The 16,946-nt window shown below is 53.0% G+C and carries 11 protein-coding genes; 8 read left to right on the top strand and 3 right to left on the bottom strand.

What is annotated here, in order from left to right; all coding sequences use genetic code 11:
• Window positions 1-24 precede the first annotated feature (24 nt).
• Window positions 25-1,011: a LysR family transcriptional regulator gene (locus ACT3R4_RS14705; protein WP_172118374.1), complete on the bottom strand. Its 987-nt coding sequence runs from the start codon at window positions 1,009-1,011 to the stop codon at window positions 25-27.
• Between the two features lie 237 nt (window positions 1,012-1,248).
• Here ACT3R4_RS14705 and ACT3R4_RS14700 point away from each other — a divergent pair, with 237 nt between their 5' ends.
• The 6 genes from ACT3R4_RS14700 (at window position 1,249) to ACT3R4_RS14675 (ending at window position 8,829) form a co-directional block, all read left to right on the top strand.
• The gene (locus tag ACT3R4_RS14700; protein WP_441679467.1) at window positions 1,249-3,621 is read left to right on the top strand and encodes a DUF3141 domain-containing protein; all 2,373 of its coding nucleotides are present in this window, start codon (window positions 1,249-1,251) and stop codon (window positions 3,619-3,621) included.
• A gap of 305 nt (window positions 3,622-3,926) precedes the next feature.
• Window positions 3,927-6,554: a type I DNA topoisomerase gene (gene topA, locus ACT3R4_RS14695; RefSeq protein ID WP_441679466.1), complete on the top strand. Its 2,628-nt coding sequence runs from the start codon at window positions 3,927-3,929 to the stop codon at window positions 6,552-6,554.
• Window positions 6,551-7,012 (top strand): DUF6586 family protein, encoded by a 462-nt coding sequence (locus tag ACT3R4_RS14690; protein WP_441679464.1) that lies wholly within the window; start codon window positions 6,551-6,553, stop codon window positions 7,010-7,012. Before topA ends, ACT3R4_RS14690 begins: the two co-directional genes overlap by 4 nt.
• Window positions 7,013-7,103: 91 nt before the next feature.
• Window positions 7,104-7,568 carry a ferritin family protein gene (locus ACT3R4_RS14685; RefSeq protein ID WP_441679462.1) on the top strand — a complete coding sequence of 155 codons (465 nt, stop codon included), beginning with the start codon at window positions 7,104-7,106 and terminating at the stop codon, window positions 7,566-7,568.
• A 158-nt stretch (window positions 7,569-7,726) separates the two neighbouring features.
• A complete protein-coding gene (locus ACT3R4_RS14680) occupies window positions 7,727-8,356 on the top strand; it encodes a L,D-transpeptidase family protein (RefSeq protein WP_087107518.1) in 630 nt (209 codons plus the stop codon).
• Window positions 8,357-8,565: 209 nt separating this feature from the next.
• Window positions 8,566-8,829: an Lpp/OprI family alanine-zipper lipoprotein gene (locus ACT3R4_RS14675; protein WP_087107516.1), complete on the top strand. Its 264-nt coding sequence runs from the start codon at window positions 8,566-8,568 to the stop codon at window positions 8,827-8,829.
• Window positions 8,830-8,929: 100 nt separating this feature from the next.
• Here the strand turns inward: ACT3R4_RS14675 and ACT3R4_RS14670 are convergent, their stop codons facing one another.
• Window positions 8,930-10,051, bottom strand: coding sequence for a L,D-transpeptidase family protein (locus tag ACT3R4_RS14670; protein ID WP_441679460.1), 1,122 nt, complete (start codon window positions 10,049-10,051; stop codon window positions 8,930-8,932).
• Between the two features lie 82 nt (window positions 10,052-10,133).
• Window positions 10,134-13,583, bottom strand: a complete 3,450-nt coding sequence (gene mfd, locus ACT3R4_RS14665) for a transcription-repair coupling factor (RefSeq protein WP_441679459.1) — start codon at window positions 13,581-13,583, stop codon at window positions 10,134-10,136.
• A gap of 239 nt (window positions 13,584-13,822) precedes the next feature.
• On the opposite strand from mfd, the gene ACT3R4_RS14660 reads away from it, so the two are divergent.
• On the top strand, window positions 13,823-15,283 hold the full coding sequence (locus ACT3R4_RS14660; protein WP_441679457.1) for a glyceraldehyde-3-phosphate dehydrogenase: 1,461 nt from the start codon (window positions 13,823-13,825) through the stop codon (window positions 15,281-15,283).
• 311 nt (window positions 15,284-15,594) lie between these two features.
• The gene (locus ACT3R4_RS14655; RefSeq protein WP_441679455.1) at window positions 15,595-16,944 is read left to right on the top strand and encodes a Na(+)-translocating NADH-quinone reductase subunit A; all 1,350 of its coding nucleotides are present in this window, start codon (window positions 15,595-15,597) and stop codon (window positions 16,942-16,944) included.
• Window positions 16,945-16,946: the final 2 nt, after the last annotated feature.

Here is a 16,946-nt window from a genome sequence, read left to right as displayed (position 1 = left end):
GGTGATTAACAAGACACCGTCAACTTAGCTTACAGGCATGGGCAAACAGGCAACACCGTGGCTTGGTAAGGGGCTAGGAGATGCTGCAAAGTAGTCTTGATACTCAGTGACATGCTCGCGAATAAACCGCATGAAAAGCTCAGCCACAGGTGTGGGAAAGCGTTCAAGGCGATAAACCGTGCACCATGCTCGGCGAATGGGAAAATCCGGTAGCGGAAGTTCAAACAAAAGACCCTGCTCAAGCTCTAGCTGTACGGCAAGCCGTGGCAGCACGGCCACGCCTAAATGCGCCATAACCCCTTGCTTGATGGCTTCGTTAGTACCGAGTTCAATACGATGCGGCAGCGCGACTTTTTGATAAGCAGCAAGCTGTTCAAAGGCATTGCGCACGCCGGAGCCTGGCTCGCGCATTAACACATAATGGCGGGAAAAATCAGCCAGAGTAGGCGTCAGCATGGCGAGTAAAGGGTGGTCAGGCCATACCACTGCTATTAGTTCATTATCGATGATGGGCGTCACGACTAAGCGATCATCCTCGGGCACCATGGCCATAATCACCAAGTCATCTTGCTGTTCGGCCAAGCGCTCAAGCGCCTGGCTACGGTTACACACCTTTAAGCGCACATGAATATCAGGGTAGCTTGCGCGAAAGCGGGCCAGTATATACGGCACGATATACTGCGCTGACGACACGGCGGCCAGGTTGAGCTCCCCGGAAATTTTTCCATTGATGTCTGACAGGTTCATCTGCAACCGGGAGAGCTGGCTAAAGATTTCTCTTGTTGATAGCGCCAGCGTATCGGCGGCAGGCAGCACATGCAGCGTTTTTCCCGCATATTTAAACAGCGGCTGGCCAAGTGCCTGCTCCAGTTGGCGTATCTGAGCGCTGACGGCGGGTTGGGTAAGCCCTAGCTGTTCTGCTGCGCGTGAGTAAGAGCGTTGGCGATATACCGCCTGGAAGACTTGTAATTGACGAAACGTTAGGCGATTGAGCAGCTTAGGGGATGACATAACAACCTCAAGAGAATTGCCCTCCGGCGGCGAATAAGACGGCGAGCGCGACGAATGACTAACGCTGCCTAAAAATGCTACCACTGTTTATGCCTGCCGTGTCGCTAGTTTGCAGCGCTTGCGGTAAATCAGTGGTGTTACCCATCGACGTCTGTTGAGAAGTGGCTTAAGCTATATTGCATCGCAGCATCATGGTTTTTAGGTTGATCGCCAGCGCATTCACCCTAGGGAGACTCTATGAATTTTCTCGCCAACCCTTTGCTTACCGCTAACTCGTTAACACGTACCTTTTGGGGGCAGTCAAACGACTCCTCCACGCTGCTACCGGGCAGTGAGACGCTGTCCTCTTTCATGGACCCCTTTGGGTTTGGACGTGCCGCGGCCGATTACTGGCGAGATAGCGTTGAGCGTAGCGTGCTCTATTGGGATGTAATGCGCGAGCGTGGCAACCAGTATCTGGAGCACATGGAACAAACCAAGCCGAGTGTGCTTGGGTTTAAAACCGAAGTGCTACTTGATGGTCGCACGCTTGCCCAGCCGACCAACTATGAATTGCTGCGTGTATTGCCCCCTGAAGATACCGTCACTGACCCCAGCAAGCGCCCGTTCGTGGTGGTTGACCCGCGTGCAGGGCACGGTCCTGGTATTGGTGGCTTTAAGCCTGACAGTGAGTTAGGCGTGGCGTTAAAAGCAGGGCACCCTTGCTACTTTATCGGCTTCTTGCCCTTCCCTGAACCGGGGCAAACGGTTGAGGACGTTGTCGAGGCAGAAGTTGCTTTTCTACGCCATGTGATTGAGCTGCATCCTGATATAAGCGAAAAGCCCATGGTGGTAGGCAATTGCCAAGCGGGCTGGCAGTTGATGATGGCGGCCGCACTTGAGCCGGACGTTTTTGGGCCTATCTTGATCGCGGGGGCGCCGCTCTCTTACTGGGCGGGGGAGCATGGCAATGCGCCCATGCGTTATACCGGCGGCATGACGGGGGGGAGCTGGATCACCGCATTCACCAGTGATATGGGTAACGGCTTATTCGATGGCGCTTGGTTGGTGCAAAACTTTGAGCGCTTGAATCCTGCCAATACGTACTGGAAAAAGCAGTACCACCTGTACGCTAACATCGACACAGAAACTGAGCGTTATCTTGATTTTGAGCGCTGGTGGGGCGGGCACGTGGTTCTGGGTGGCGAAGAAATCCAGTACATCGTCGATAATTTATTTGTCGGTAACCGGCTGTCGACGGCCCAACTGGTAACCCGTGACGGGCGGCGGATTGATCTGCGTAATCTACGTTCACCGGTGGTGGTGTTCTGTTCGCGTGGTGACGACATTACCCCGCCCCCTCAGGCGCTGGGCTGGATCCGTGATTTATACGAAGATACCGACGATATCATCGCCAACGACCAAACCATCGTCTACTGCATGCATGATACGACCGGCCATTTGGGGATCTTTGTATCCGGCAGCGTATCCCGCAAAGAGCACTCTGAGTTTACCGCCAATATGGACTACATCGATGTGCTGCCACCGGGGCTGTATGAAACCTCGGTTACCGAGGCGCCAGAGGGTAGCGATGCCGCGCTGTACGAGCGTGACTACTTATTGGAATTTACGCCGCGTAACTTTGAAGAGCTGGATCGTGAAGTGCAGCATGATGCGGACGATGACCGGCGTTTCGCGACGGTTGCCCGAATTTCCGAGATAAATTTGGGCGTGTATCGTTTGTATGTGCAGCCCTGGTTGCAGGCCATAATGACGCCAGAAGCAGCGCGCTTTATTCGGCGTATGCATCCTATCCGCTTGGGCTACAAGCTGCTGTCGGACCGCAATCCTTTATCTGTCCCCCTGCCGGTAATGGCGGAAGCAATACGCAAGAACCGTCAGGAAATTGGTCCAGACAATCTCTTTAAAGCGCTAGAGACGATGCACTCTGACCAGATCGTCGCCGCATTGAGTGCCTGGCGCGATCTGCGTGATAGCAGTACAGAGCGTCTGTTTATGGATGTCTATGGCCAGCCACTGCTACAGGCGGCTGTCGGGCTTTATGGTGATGCGCATGTACACCGTCGGAGGCCGGGCGCTGAGCCTGAGCATCGTCGCTTCCTGGCGCGGCGCCGGGAAGAGTTAGGTAAGCGCATTGCTCAAGGGGGCGCGCATGAAGCGATTATGCGTTCATTAATCTACGTGTTGGGTGGAGCACCCTCCACCGATGAGCGCAACTTCAAGCAGTTACGTGCCACAAGGACGAAGCTTGAGTCAGACATCGAGCTTTGCGAATTCAAGCGCTTGGTGCGCGAGCAATTCTTTATTTTAAAACTTGATCGTGAAAGGGCGCTGAATACGCTACCTGAGTTACTGGCCGGTGAAAGCAACAGTGCGATTGATGGCTATATTAAAAACCTGGAGCAGGTGTTTGCAGCAAGCGGTGAGCTTACTGAACACGCGGCAGAACGTTTTGTACAGGTAAAAGCGTTGTTTGATAAAGCACGTCCGGCCAAGCCTGCGGTCAAAAAAACGGCCGTCAATAAGGCAACCACGGTTGAGAGCCCACCGAGTGAGGCCAAAAAGACCGACACGTCAGTGAGCCAAGGCAAGGTCTCCCGCAAACGTTAATCGGATCCTGATTGAAAAAGAACGCCTCTACTTTACCGTAGGGGCGTTCTGCTTATGAAAGAAATAGTAGGTTGCTGATCTCGTAACGTCAGTCTAGTGTCTAGCTACTTCGGTATAAAAAAGTAAGCTTTTCTCACTACTGTTCGGTTGACACTGGCGCTAAGTGGAGGCCTGGGGTAGGGTAGGCGCATTTTTTCATCCGTATGTTTGTCTCGGCGAGTGAAATAACGCCGCAAACTCAAAACCATGCGGTACCGTATTCAGAGCGCGGGCTCTCGGCCCAAGCAATAGAAAAGTGGAGCACTATGGGCAAGTCACTGGTCATCGTCGAGTCGCCAGCGAAAGCGAAGACGATTAATAAGTATCTCGGCAACGATTTCATCGTCAAGTCGAGCGTGGGTCACATTCGTGACCTGCCGACCAGCGGCTCGGGCAAGGCTGCTTCCGACCCCAAGGAGCGCGCTCGCCAAGCCGCGGCAACACGTAAAATGTCGGCGGAAGAGAAGGCAGAGTATAAAAAGCGCAAGAGCCACGATCAGTTAATTCGGCGTATGGGTATTGATCCCAACAACGGCTGGGAAGCCCAGTATGAAGTGCTGCCGGGCAAAGAAAAGGTAGTGGCTGAGTTAAAGAAGCTTGCTGAAAAGGCAGACGCCGTTTACCTGGCAACGGATTTGGACCGCGAAGGGGAAGCCATTGCTTGGCACTTGCGGGAAACCATTGGTGGAGACGACAGCCGTTACAAGCGTGTGGTCTTTAACGAAATTACTAAAAATGCGATTCAGGATGCGTTTAAAGCCCCTGGTGCGCTCAATATTCCTCGTGTAGAAGCTCAGCAGGCGCGGCGGTTCTTGGACCGCGTGGTGGGCTTTATGCTGTCGCCGCTGCTGTGGGCCAAAGTGGCCCGTGGCCTCTCCGCTGGCCGCGTTCAATCTGTCGCAGTGCGCCTTATTGTTGAGCGCGAGCGGGATATTCGCGCGTTTATCCCTGAAGAGTTTTGGGATGTGCACGCGGATTTAGTCTCACCAGACGGCGAACTGGTACGCTTTGCGCTCGCCAAGCAGGATGGCAAGGCGTTCAAGCCAACGTCTGAGCAAGACACGATGTCGCGTATTGCGGCGTTGCGTAATGCAAAGCTTGCGATTACCTCGCGCGAAGATAAGCCGACCAGCTCCAAACCAACGGCGCCGTTTATTACCTCTACGCTGCAGCAGGCGGCCAGTGGGCGCCTGGGCTTCTCGGTCAAGAAAACCATGACCATGGCCCAGCGGTTGTATGAAGCGGGCTATATCACCTATATGCGTACCGACTCCACCAACCTCTCGAAAGATGCGGTTGAAAGTGCGCGTGAGTTTATTGGCAGCGAGTACGGCGAGCGCTACCTGCCCGAGGCGCCCAATCGCTATAGCAGCAAAGAGAGCGCTCAGGAAGCTCACGAAGCGATTCGCCCATCCAGCGTTGAGCGCAAGGCAACCGATTTAGTGGGTATGGAACGCGATGCTGAGCGTTTGTATGAGTTGATCTGGCGTCAGTTCGTCGCCTGCCAGATGACGCCGGCCGAATATCTGTCGAGCACATTGAGCGTTGAAGTGGATGGCTACGACCTACGCGCTAAAGGACGTGTTCTGAAGTTTGACGGCTATACGCGGGTCATGAAGCCGAGCGGTAAAAATGAAGACCAGACGCTGCCCGATTTGCCCAAAGGCACGCCGATGGCGATGGAAACGCTGGACCCTCAGCAGCACTTTACCAAGCCCCCGGCGCGTTATACCGAGGCAAGCTTGGTTAAAGAGCTTGAAAAACAAGGGATTGGTCGTCCTTCTACCTACGCGTCGATAATTTCGACGATCCAGGATCGCGGCTACGTGCAGTTGGAAAATCGGCGTTTTTATGCCGAGAAACTGGGGGATATCGTTACCGAGCGCCTGAAAGAGTCGTTTCCTGACTTGATGGACTTCTCTTTTACCGCACGTATGGAAGATAGCCTGGATGAGGTCGCTGAAGGCGAACGCAACTGGCGAGCGCTACTCGATGCCTTCTATGGTGAATTTCGTGAAGAGCTTGCCAAGGCAGAAAGCGATGACGGGATGCGCCCCAACCAGCCCGTGCCAACCGATATTGACTGCCCCTCGTGTGGCCGCAAGATGCAGATTCGTACTGCATCTACCGGCGTGTTTTTAGGTTGCAGTGGCTATAACCTGCCACCCAAAGAGCGCTGCAAAACCACGATCGATTTGATTCCGGGTGAGGAAGCCGTGGCGGCAGATGCCGGTGAAGAGGCCGAAACCAACGCCTTGCGTGCCAAGCATCGGTGCGATAAGTGCGGCACGGCAATGGATAACTACCTGATTGATGAAACCCGCAAGCTGCATATCTGCGGTAATAGCCCTGACTGTGATGGTTATGAGGTAGAGCAGGGCAAGTTCAAGATCAAAGGCTACGACGGCCCGGTTATCGAATGCGATAAGTGCGGTTCACAAATGCAGCTTAAGTCCGGCCGCTTTGGCAAGTACTTTGGCTGTACCAACAGCGAGTGTAAAAACACTCGTAAGCTATTGAAAAGTGGTGAAGTGGCGCCGCCCAAGATGGACCCGATTCCGATGCCGGAACTTGCCTGTCAGAAAGTGGATGACCACTACGTATTGCGCGATGGAGCAAGCGGCCTGTTTTTAGCGGCCAGTAAATTCCCCAAAAATCGTGAAACGCGTCCGCCGTTGGTGAAGGAGCTGAAAGCTCATGCTGACGAGCTGCCTGAGAAGTATCACTTCATTCTCAAAGCGCCCAGCGAAGACCCGGACGGCCGTCCAACTCAAATTCGTTTTTCGCGTAAAAGCAAAGAGCAGTACGTGATGACCGATGAAGAAGGCAAAGCCACGGGGTGGAAAGCAACGTTTGATGCAGGCAAATGGCACGTAGAGGACAAGCGTAAATGAGCGACCGCTCCCGTACTAATCAACTGCTCTATCAGGCCGAGCTGCTGGTAAGTATGCCTGTTGGTGAGGACGAGCATGCGGTCGCTCGTCACATGGCGCTCGAAGAGAGCGCCTTGGCCCTGTTTGAACTGGCGTTATGTTCGCTGCTGAAAGAAGTCACCGAACATGCGCGTCTGGAAAGCCATGCCTGGCGTGAGTTATTAGCCCTTGATGGCCCGCCCATGGCAGAGCTTCAGCGGCTGCGTGATGTGAGGCGCGAGCCGGGTAGTTGGCTAAACTGGCTGGCGTTCAAATTAGAGCAGTTGCACAGCAGCGACGGGGCTGCACGACGTACCGTCACTAATCCCGCCATGATCGCCATGGGGAGTCAGAAACGCCTGGGAGAGCAATTGCTTGATTACATAAGCGATGCCAAGCAGGAAATAGCCGCCCTAAGGGAGACAAGCCAGGAGTGGTAAGCTGCCACATGACGAATCTATCCTGACCGGCTACGCTCATAAAGCAGCATACTGTTGCCGAGATGATAGAACGACTGAAAAGGAGACACGGATGCGCTACAACCAGGTCAAGGACTTAGTCGTATGGGCTGAAGGTTTTCACCAGCGTATGGCTCGTCAGTACAGCGAGGCGGCCGATAAGACAGATAATGAGCGTTTGACCATGGTGCTGACTTATCTAGCCAGCCGAGAGCTTCGAATGCAGCAGGGGCTTGATGACTTGTTTCACGACGGTTCTGATCACAGAGATGTGTTGGAGACCTGGTTTGATGAGTCAAGTGAGTTTCCTCAGCCGCCTGAGCTTGAGCGCCTTACGGAAAAGTCTGAATGGAATTCAGTCGATGAAATAGCGCGCATGGCTGTTGAGTCCAATCGAAAGCTTCAAGCGCTCTATGAGCATCGCGCTTCCAGAGCCGCTATACCGCCAGAAGCAGAGTTTTTTAAGGCGCTGGCAGAGGGGCACGAAGCAGAAATTCGTAAGCTGGTCAGCAGTATGCAAAAGTTTGACGATATTTAGCGCTGCGTTGAATAGCGTTTCATTGGCAGGGCTTGGCGTGTCCACATGGTTAAATTGTTCTCAAAATCGCTGACAGACGCGGTGTATATAAGGTATAACACCTTCAAGAAATGCTTAGTTGGCCAGTGCTGAGCTAACCTGTTTTTGAGAGCTAACCTATGCCTTTAAACCGTCGCCGCTTTTTAGCGCTGGCGCTTGGCTGGCCAGTAGTGGCCAGCGCTGCTACGTCAAATGCTACGCTAAACTCACAGCCGATAGACCTGGTTGAGACGTTACTGTCTCGGGCTCATTTGCCCCGCTACAGCAACGAAGTATGGTTATTGATAAATGATCAAGAATCTACACTTAGCGTGTATCGTGGCGATACGCTGGTTGAGCTTTTTAGCCCGGTTTCGCTGGGTCGCTCAGGTGCGAAAACGCAGCGGGTAATGGGGGATAACGTTACGCCGCTGGGCGAATTTCGTATTAATCGTTTTAATTACGAAAGTCGATGGCATATCTTTATTGGTATCGATTATCCTACGCCGGCCCATGCGCGGATGGCGTTAGAAAATGGCATATACTCGCAACGCGATTATGAAGCCTATTTCGACTATTACCGCCGTTATGGCCATCCTCCGCAAAATACGGCGCTGGGTGGAGCCATTGGTGTTCATGGTATCGGCAGTGCAGACCCTGATGTTCATAGCCGTTACCACTGGACTCAAGGGTGCGTGGCGGTAACAAATGAGCAAATTGAGCGAGTTGTGCAGCTTGTTGATATTGGCACTCGCGTCGTGATCGGCTAGTCTTATGTTGTTGAAGGAAGTAAGAGGTTTTCTACAAGTGGCTATAGACAAGCGTTGTGGTCTATTATAAAACAGCGTTTGACTAGCGTGCTCATGCACAAGTCACTGAAAAGAACCTGCACCGCAGGTAGACAAAGCGCAGCTAAGCAATTAGCCTAGGTTTGTCATACCCTTAACGTTGTACCCAAGGAAGACTCAAGGAGAACATTATGACTTTGAAAACGACTCTGAAAATGACCGCCGCTGCCGCTTCTCTGGCAATCCTGGCTGGCTGTGCTTCTACCAGCGCTCTGGAAGAAGTTCGCATGACTGCTGAATCTGCACAGGCTGATGCCGCAGAAGCACGCAGCATGGCTTCACAAGCTCTGAACACTGCAAACCAGGCACAGCGTGACGCGAATGCTGCACTGCAGATGACTGAGCAAAACCGTGAAGAAATGAACCGCATGTTCCAGCGCTCCATGCAGAAGTAATTCTGCTTGGACCACTGGGTTGATGTTTGACTCAGCGGTTGCTGAAGATGTAAAAAAACCCCGCCTCGGCGGGGTTTTTTTATTGCTTGTCTATTTTAGGTTAAGCATCTTCTTCAGCCGCTCGTAGGTGGCTAAGTTCTATCTCCTCCAGCAGGCTGTTACGGCTGGCAGGCTCCTCTTCTACGGTCGGCTGTGCCTGAGGGCCATAAAGGGCTACAAAACGGCCGTCAGGTGATTCTACGGCGCTTTTTACTTTGGCATAGTCGACAGCTACCTGGTCCTCCGTTAGCGCATCAACGCGATCAATGGCATCCAGGAGCGGTTCAAAGTCACCCACGTTCTCTTCAAGCTGCGGGTAGGACTGCACGAATAGCGTGCCATCCGCTGCCCAGCCAGCTTTAAAAGGCGCATCCATCAGGTTTACTTGGGTACCGCTTGGCAGGCGCTCGTAGAGAGACTTAATGTCTTCAGGGTACATGCGAATGCAACCGCGGCTGGCGCGCATGCCAACGCCATCAGGGCGGTTGGTGCCATGAATCAAGTAGCTCGGCATGGCAAGCAGGATGGCATGTTCGCCCAAAGGGTTGTTCGGCCCAGCAGGCACTACGGAGGGTGCTGGCTCGCCGCGAGCGGCCGCTTCACGACGCATGGAGGCAGGAGGGGCCCACGCCGGGTCTTTTACTTTAATGGTCGTGCGTGTAATGCCAACGGGGGTTGCAAACTCTTCACGGCCCACACTCACCGGATACGTTTCAACGATGCCCGGGTTGTCGGCAGGGTAGTAATACAGGCGCAGCTCGGAAAGGTTAACAACAACCCCTTCACGTGGTGCAGGCGGTAAAATATATTGGGCGGGAATAACGATTTCCGTTCCTTCGCCAGGCACCCACATGCTGACGCCGGGGTTGGCCATGCGAATTTCTTCGTAGCCGATATTATGACGACGAGCGATATCAATGAGAGTCTCAGCGGGGTCGTCAACCGTGATGGTATACGACTCACCGATAATGTCGCCTTGGTCAGGAAGCCGGAAATGCCCGCGGGGGAGTTCACGCGTGTCGGCAACCTGCTCAGCGCTTGCCACGGATTCATCGGCGATCGCAGGCGCGTTTTCCGCTTGTTCAGATGCGGTTTGCGCATAAGCAGGGCCAGTAAGGGAAGCTGCCAACAATACTGCCAGGCTAGTAGGACCCCAAAGGTTGAATTTGTGACGAATGTTCATGATCTTTCCTAATAAGTTAGTGCACTGCTAGTACGCGTAAACGGGCAAACAATGGTTGCTTGCCGTCAGTTTGCCCCAAGGTTCACGCCGCCGCTACTTTTTGATTAAGGGTCGTTATAAGTGCTTCAACTTGCTCGAAACGCTGATCACTGTTTTCCATGGTAAATTCAAACCGCAAGGTGTCTGAACCATCCAGGCGATAGTGCTTGGGCGATGTTTGAATCAACGTAACCAGGGTGAGTGGGTCGACCTTCGTTGTACCATCAAACAGCACCCGGCCACGGCTTTCGCCTGCTTCAATACGGCTAATACCCAGCTGCTCTGCGCGTTGGCGTAGCTTTGTTTGACGTATCAGGTTCTTCAGCGGCTGTGGCAGGAGGCCGAAGCGGTCAATGAGCTCGACCTGTAGTTCTTTAAGCTCACTATCGCTTTGTGTATTGGCAATGCGCTTATACATAACAAGCCGCTGCTGTACATCATGAATATAGTCATCTGGAATCAGTGCGGGCAGGTTCAGACTAATTTCTACGCCAGTATTGAAGGGCGCCTCAATATTAGGTGTTTTGCCAGCACGAATTGCTTTCACTGCTCGATCCAGCATTTCCATATAAAGAGTATAGCCAATAGTTTCCATTTGGCCGCTTTGTTCATCTCCTAGTAGTTCACCTGCGCCACGAATTTCCATGTCGTGGCTTGCCAGAGTAAACCCAGCGCCAAGGTCATCAGAGGCGCTTATAGCCTCAAGGCGTTTAACCGCATCGCGCGTGATGGCCTTGGGGGGAGGCGTAAGCAGGTAAGCATAGGCCTGGTGGTGGCTGCGGCCTACGCGCCCTCGTAGTTGGTGCAGCTGCGCCAGGCCAAACTTGTCGGCTCGTTCTATGAGAATGGTATTGGCGCTGGGTACGTCAATGCCGGTTTCGATGATCGTTGAGCATACCAATACATTAAAACGGCGATGGTAAAAGTCCGACATTACGCGTTCAAGGCTGCGTTCAGGGAGCTGGCCATGCGCCACAGCTACGCGAGCTTCTGGCACCAGCTCGCGGATCTGTTGAGCCGCGTTTTCAATCGTCTTTACTTCGTTGTGAAGGAAGTAGACCTGGCCGCCGCGAAGTATTTCCCGTAGTAGGGCTTCTTTGATAATGCTGTTATCACGCTGCTGTACAAATGTTTTAACTGACAGGCGGCGAGCGGGCGGTGTCGCAATAATAGAAAGATCCCGAATGCCGCTCATCGCCATATTGAGTGTACGCGGGATGGGGGTGGCAGTGAGGGTTAGGATATCAATCTCTGCACGCAGGGTTTTGAGCTTTTCTTTCTGCGCGACGCCAAAGCGGTGCTCTTCATCGATAATTAGTAGACCCATTTGAGGTAGCTCAACACTTTTGGAGAGCAGCTTATGGGTGCCAATCACGATATCGGTTTGACCGTTTTTGATACTTTCGAGCGTCTGGGTCATCTCTTTGCCCGCCGTAAAGCGCGAGATCAAACGGATATTGACGGCCGTATCGGCAAAGCGGTCACGGAAGTTTTCAAAGTGCTGGCGGGCGAGCAGTGTGGTCGGCACGAGAACGACGACCTGGCGACCTGACTGCACGGCCAGAAACGCGGCACGCATGGCCACTTCGGTTTTACCAAACCCAACATCACCACATACCACGCGGTCCATGGGCTGCGGAGAAACCATGTCCTCAATGACGGCTTCAATGGCCGCTTGTTGATCAGGCGTTTCTTCAAACGGAAAGCTGGCGGAAAAGCGCACGTACTCATCGTTTGGCGCTTCATAGACAACCCCTTGCTGGGCTTCTCGTCTTGCGTAAACATCCAGCAATTCAGCGGCAGTATCGCGAATCTTTTCGGCCGCTTTACGGCGCGCCTTTTCCCACTGATCAGAACCAAGCTTATGCAGCGGTGCCAGCTCATCATCAGCGCCGCTGTAGCGTGAAATAAGGTGAAGGCTGTCAACGGGTACATAAAGCTTGGCGCCATCGGCGTAAGAGAGGGCTAAAAATTCGTTGGCCTGACCGCCGGCTGCGAGGGTTTCTAGCCCCAGGTAACGTCCTACCCCATGTGCCTGATGAACAACGGGTGCCCCTTCGCGTAGTTCCGAAAGGTGGCGAACCGCCAATTCATTATCATCAGTGGCTTTTTCACGCCGCCGGCTTTGGCGAACGACTTCGCCGAACAGTTCCGTTTCGCTAATAATGGCAAGGCTAGGGTCAGTAAGCCATAAGCCGCTATCTACCAGGCTTTCCGTGATCGCGAAGGGGTGTTGGCTTTTAAGAAATGACTGAAAGCTATCAACATAAGGCAGCGACAGGGTGAGCGGTGCAAGCACTTCCTCTAATGCTTCGCGACGCCCGTGTGACTCAGCGACAAACAGGACCCGCGTATCAGGTTCGTTATTTAAAAAACCTTCCAATTCGCTCAGTGGCTGTTTGGCGCGTGCATTGATGGCCAGCGGCGGAAGCGCTTTTGCTTCCGGCATTAAGGCATGGCGATGCGCTTCGTCTTCAGTGAGTTCAATGCGAGGGCGTGATTTGATCGCTGAAAAGACATCGTTAACCGGGAAAAATGCCCGGCCAGGCGGCAGTAGTGGGCGGGTAGGGTCAACGCCCAGGTTGATGTAGCGTGCCTCAATGGATTGCCAGTGTTGTTCGGCGGCCTGAAAAACGCCGGGTAGCAGTGCCACCCGCGTATCATCGGTTACGTGATCAAATAAAGACGCCGTTTCGTCAAAAAATAGCGGCAAATAGTGCTCGAGCCCAGGCGAGGGGATGGCTTTAAGAGCGTCGTTATAGAGCGGGCACTGGCGAGGGTCGACATCGAACAGGGTTTCAAATTGCTCGCGAAAGCAGGCGATTGCGCTGCGGCTAAGCGAGTACTCATGGGCAGGAAGTAGTTCCAACGTGTCTATCTTGTCCGTTGAACGTTGACTGCCGGGGTCAAAATGACGAAGTGTGTCGATCTCATCATCAAATAAGTCGATACGAATCGGCTCATCCATTCCCATCGCAAAAAGATCAATGAGTGCGCCGCGTATGGCGTATTCGCCAGGCTCGTACACGGTTTCAACGGCGCGATACCCTGCTCGGGTAAGCGACTCCCTAAAGGTATCCCGATTAAGCTTGGCGCCCGCGTTCAGCGTCATCACGCGTCCTGCGATATACGAGACGGGGGGAAGGCGCTGCATTAGTGTATTAATAGGCACCAATACAATGCCGCGAACACCATCTTGTAGCTGGCGTAATGTGCGCAAGCGTGCTGAGACGATATCCTGATGCGGAGAAAAACTGTCGTAGGGGAGGGTTTCCCAATCAGGGAATGGCAGTACAGGGACATCGCTGTAGAACGCAAGGTCTTGTTCCAAGCGTTGAGCGCTGGCCGTGTTGGGGGTAATTACCAGCAGCGGGGCGCTAGAAGCTACCTGGGCTAACGCCAGTGCAGACGCACTACCCGGGGGCGCGGTCCAGAAAAGCGTGTCGCGGGCCCCGTGTGGCTGAGGCGGTTCGAGCAGAGAGAATGAGGGCATAGTCAGGTCATTTTGCGCTGAAACGGATATTGGATCATACACGATCGCCTCTTTCAGTTAGAGGGCCAAAACATTACTGTTACTGTGAGAGCCTATTTTGTGTTTGTAGTCAAACCTCTATTCCTGTAATACCCCTACAACGTGTGCGACCATCCTTCCATTGCGAGTAGCTAATAAGGCCGGGATAATGCGCCTGAAACCTTTTATCACTACCTTATCATTACCCAATGAGGCCGCATGTGAGTCAGCAAGCTCTCGAAAACGTTTTTGAGGAATGGCAGAACAACCAGGCTCTGGCCGAACAGATGATCCCGCTTGTTGGGCGCCTTTATCGGCATAACAATGTTGTGGCTACCATGTTTGGGCGCTCACTGATCAATCAGTCCGTTATTCGTATCCTGAAAGATCATCGGTTTGTGCGCAAAATTGAAGGGACAGAACTGTCGGTTGAGGACACCTTTCCCATCGTTGAAGCGATGAGCGCGCTTAATCTGGGGCCTGCTCATGTTGATGTGGGTAAGCTGGCGGTCATGCTTAAAAAGCAGGGCGGTGGTGATGTAAACGCATTCTTGCATAACGAACTGCAGGATATTATTGGCGGTTATCAGCCGGGAGCCAGTAAAGGCGAGCCGCAGGATGTTGTGCTTTACGGTTTTGGGCGCATTGGTCGTCTGCTGGCGCGCGTGCTGGTTGAAAAAGCCGGTGGCGGAAACCTGTTGCGTTTGCGCGCGATTGTGGTGCGTGGGCGTGGCGATGTGGGTAAAGACCTTGAAAAACGTGCCAGCTTACTGCGTCGTGACTCGGTGCATGGCCCGTTTGAAGGCACTATTTCTGTTGATGCCGAAGCGCGTACGCTTACTGTAAATGGCAATGTGGTTCAGGTTATTTACGCTGACTCGCCCAGCGAAATCGATTACACCACTTATGGCATCAAAAACGCGGTCATTGTTGATAATACCGGTATTTGGCGCGATGAGGCTGGCTTGGGTCAGCACCTGGAGTGTAAAGGCGTGGCCAAGGCGCTACTAACGGCGCCAGGTAAGGGCGATATTAAAAATATCGTTTACGGTGTTAACCACGCGACCATTGGTGAGAATGACCGTATTGTATCGGCGGCTTCCTGTACCACCAATGCCATTGTGCCCGTTCTAAAGGTGCTCAATGATCAGTACGGGGTCACCACCGGTCATGTGGAAACTGTTCATGCTTACACCAACGACCAGAACCTGATTGATAACTATCATAAGGGTGATCGTCGTGGCCGCAGTGCGGCGCTTAACATGGTGTTAACCGAAACGGGTGCGGCCAAAGCCGCAGCAAAAGCGCTACCTGAATTGGAAGGCAAGCTAACGGGCAATGCGATTCGCGTGCCGACGCCGAACGTTTCGATGGCCATTTTGAATCTGGCATTAGATAAGCCAACCGATGCTGCCGCGCTGAATGACTATTTGCGCCGTATGTCCATTGATTCGTCTTATCAGAAGCAGATTGATTACGTGGACTCTGCTGAAGTGGTTTCATCGGACTTCGTTGGCAACCGCCATGCAGGCATCGTGGACGCAAAAGCAACGATTGCTAACGGTAATCACGTGGTTGTGTACGTGTGGTACGACAATGAGTTTGGTTACAGCTGCCAGGTTATTCGCATCCTGCAGCAAATGTCGAACGTACAGTTTTTAAAACTGCCACGCCACGCATAGTGCCTCTATGCCGGTGAATTAGCTGCGGAATAGCTTTTTCCATCGCGTCTGGATTGCTTAACGCCACCTTCGGGTGGCGTTTTTAATTGTAAAATCAAGTGTCATGGATGGCATGTAACACTTTATGTGGGCATCAGGGATGTGGTCATTGTCCGCGCTTATCTTTATAATGTTGTAGATTTTTCGGGGTGGTTCAAGCGTGCTTGGGCCTGACTGGTAACGATCTGACAGAAAACAACAATTCACTGAACAGAAAATAAGCATTCGAACCCCTTACCTTCGTATATCCGATCCATCAACTGGGCGAGACTATGATCGAAGTCAAAAAAGGCCTGGATCTCCCCATCACGGGAGCGCCCGAGCAGCGTATTGAAGATGCGCAGCCTGTGCGTTACGTGGCAATCCTGGGCACTGACTACGTTGGCATGAAGCCAACCATGGAAGTTCAGGAAGGGGATAAGGTCAAACTGGGCCAGCTGCTCTTTACCGATAAAAAAATTGAGGGTGTCCGTTTTACGGCACCTGCAAGCGGTGAAGTAGTATCCATTAACCGTGGCGAAAAGCGTCGCCTGCTATCTGTCGTTATTAAAGTTGACGAGAATGAAGAAGCGATGGCATTTGCTTCTCATGATCGCGCTTCTTTAGCGCAGCTTGACCGACAGTTGGTCGTTGACCAGCTCGTTGAGTCGGGACTTTGGACAGCGTTACGCACACGTCCTTTCTCTCGCACGCCAGCTATTGATAGCATTCCTGCTGATATCTTTGTAACGGCCGTGGATACCCACCCGTTAAGCGCTGATCCAGCAATTGTCATCAATGAAGAAACCCAGGCATTTGAAGACGGCCTCAAGGTGCTAACACGCCTGACCGAGGGCAACGTTTTTCTGTGCACGGGGTCTGATGCCAATATCCCTGGCGAGGATATTGACGGTGTGAAAACCGAAAGTTTTGCCGGTCCGCATCCTGCGGGTCTAGTGGGTACGCATATCCATTATCTTTCGCCAGTCGCGCTGCACAAACAAGTCTGGCATATCGGTTATCAGGATGTGATCGCGTTTGGTAAGCTCTTTGCCGAAGGCAAGCTGCATACAACTCGTGTTGTCGCTGTTGGCGGCCCACGCGCTGAAAAACCTCGTCTTCTGCGGACCCGCTTGGGAGCAAGTACCCAAGAGTTTTTGGCAGATGAAGTCATCAAACCCGATGACACCCGAGTAATTTCCGGCTCGGTTTTTTCGGGCTTCTCGGCGGAAGGTCACCTGACCTACCTGGGGCGTTTCAGCAATCAGATTAGCTTGCTTGAAGAGGGCAACAAGCGTGCCTTGTTAGGCTGGCTTTCTCTTGGGGCCGATCGTCACTCGATTCTGGGTATTTACCTCTCGCGTATTAAAGGCCTGCGTAACTACGCGCCTACCACGTCGACCAATGGCTCTGAACGTGCCATGGTGCCGATTGGTACTTACGAGACGGTAATGCCGCTGGATATCATGCCGACTCAGCTGCTGCGCTCGCTGATCGTGGGCGACATTGAAGTTGCCATGCAACTTGGGTGTCTGGAGCTAGACGAAGAGGATCTGGCGCTGTGCACATACGTTTGCCCCGGCAAATATGAGTATGGCCCTATCCTGCGTGACAACCTCGCCATGATCGAGAAAGAGGCCTGATA

It is taken from the genome of Halomonas sp. AOP7-E1-9 (assembly GCF_052376035.1).
Lineage (GTDB): Bacteria > Pseudomonadota > Gammaproteobacteria > Pseudomonadales > Halomonadaceae > Vreelandella > Vreelandella citrativorans.
The sequence above is the reverse complement of the archived record's forward strand: the minus strand, read 5'-3'. Positions and strand labels throughout refer to the sequence as shown.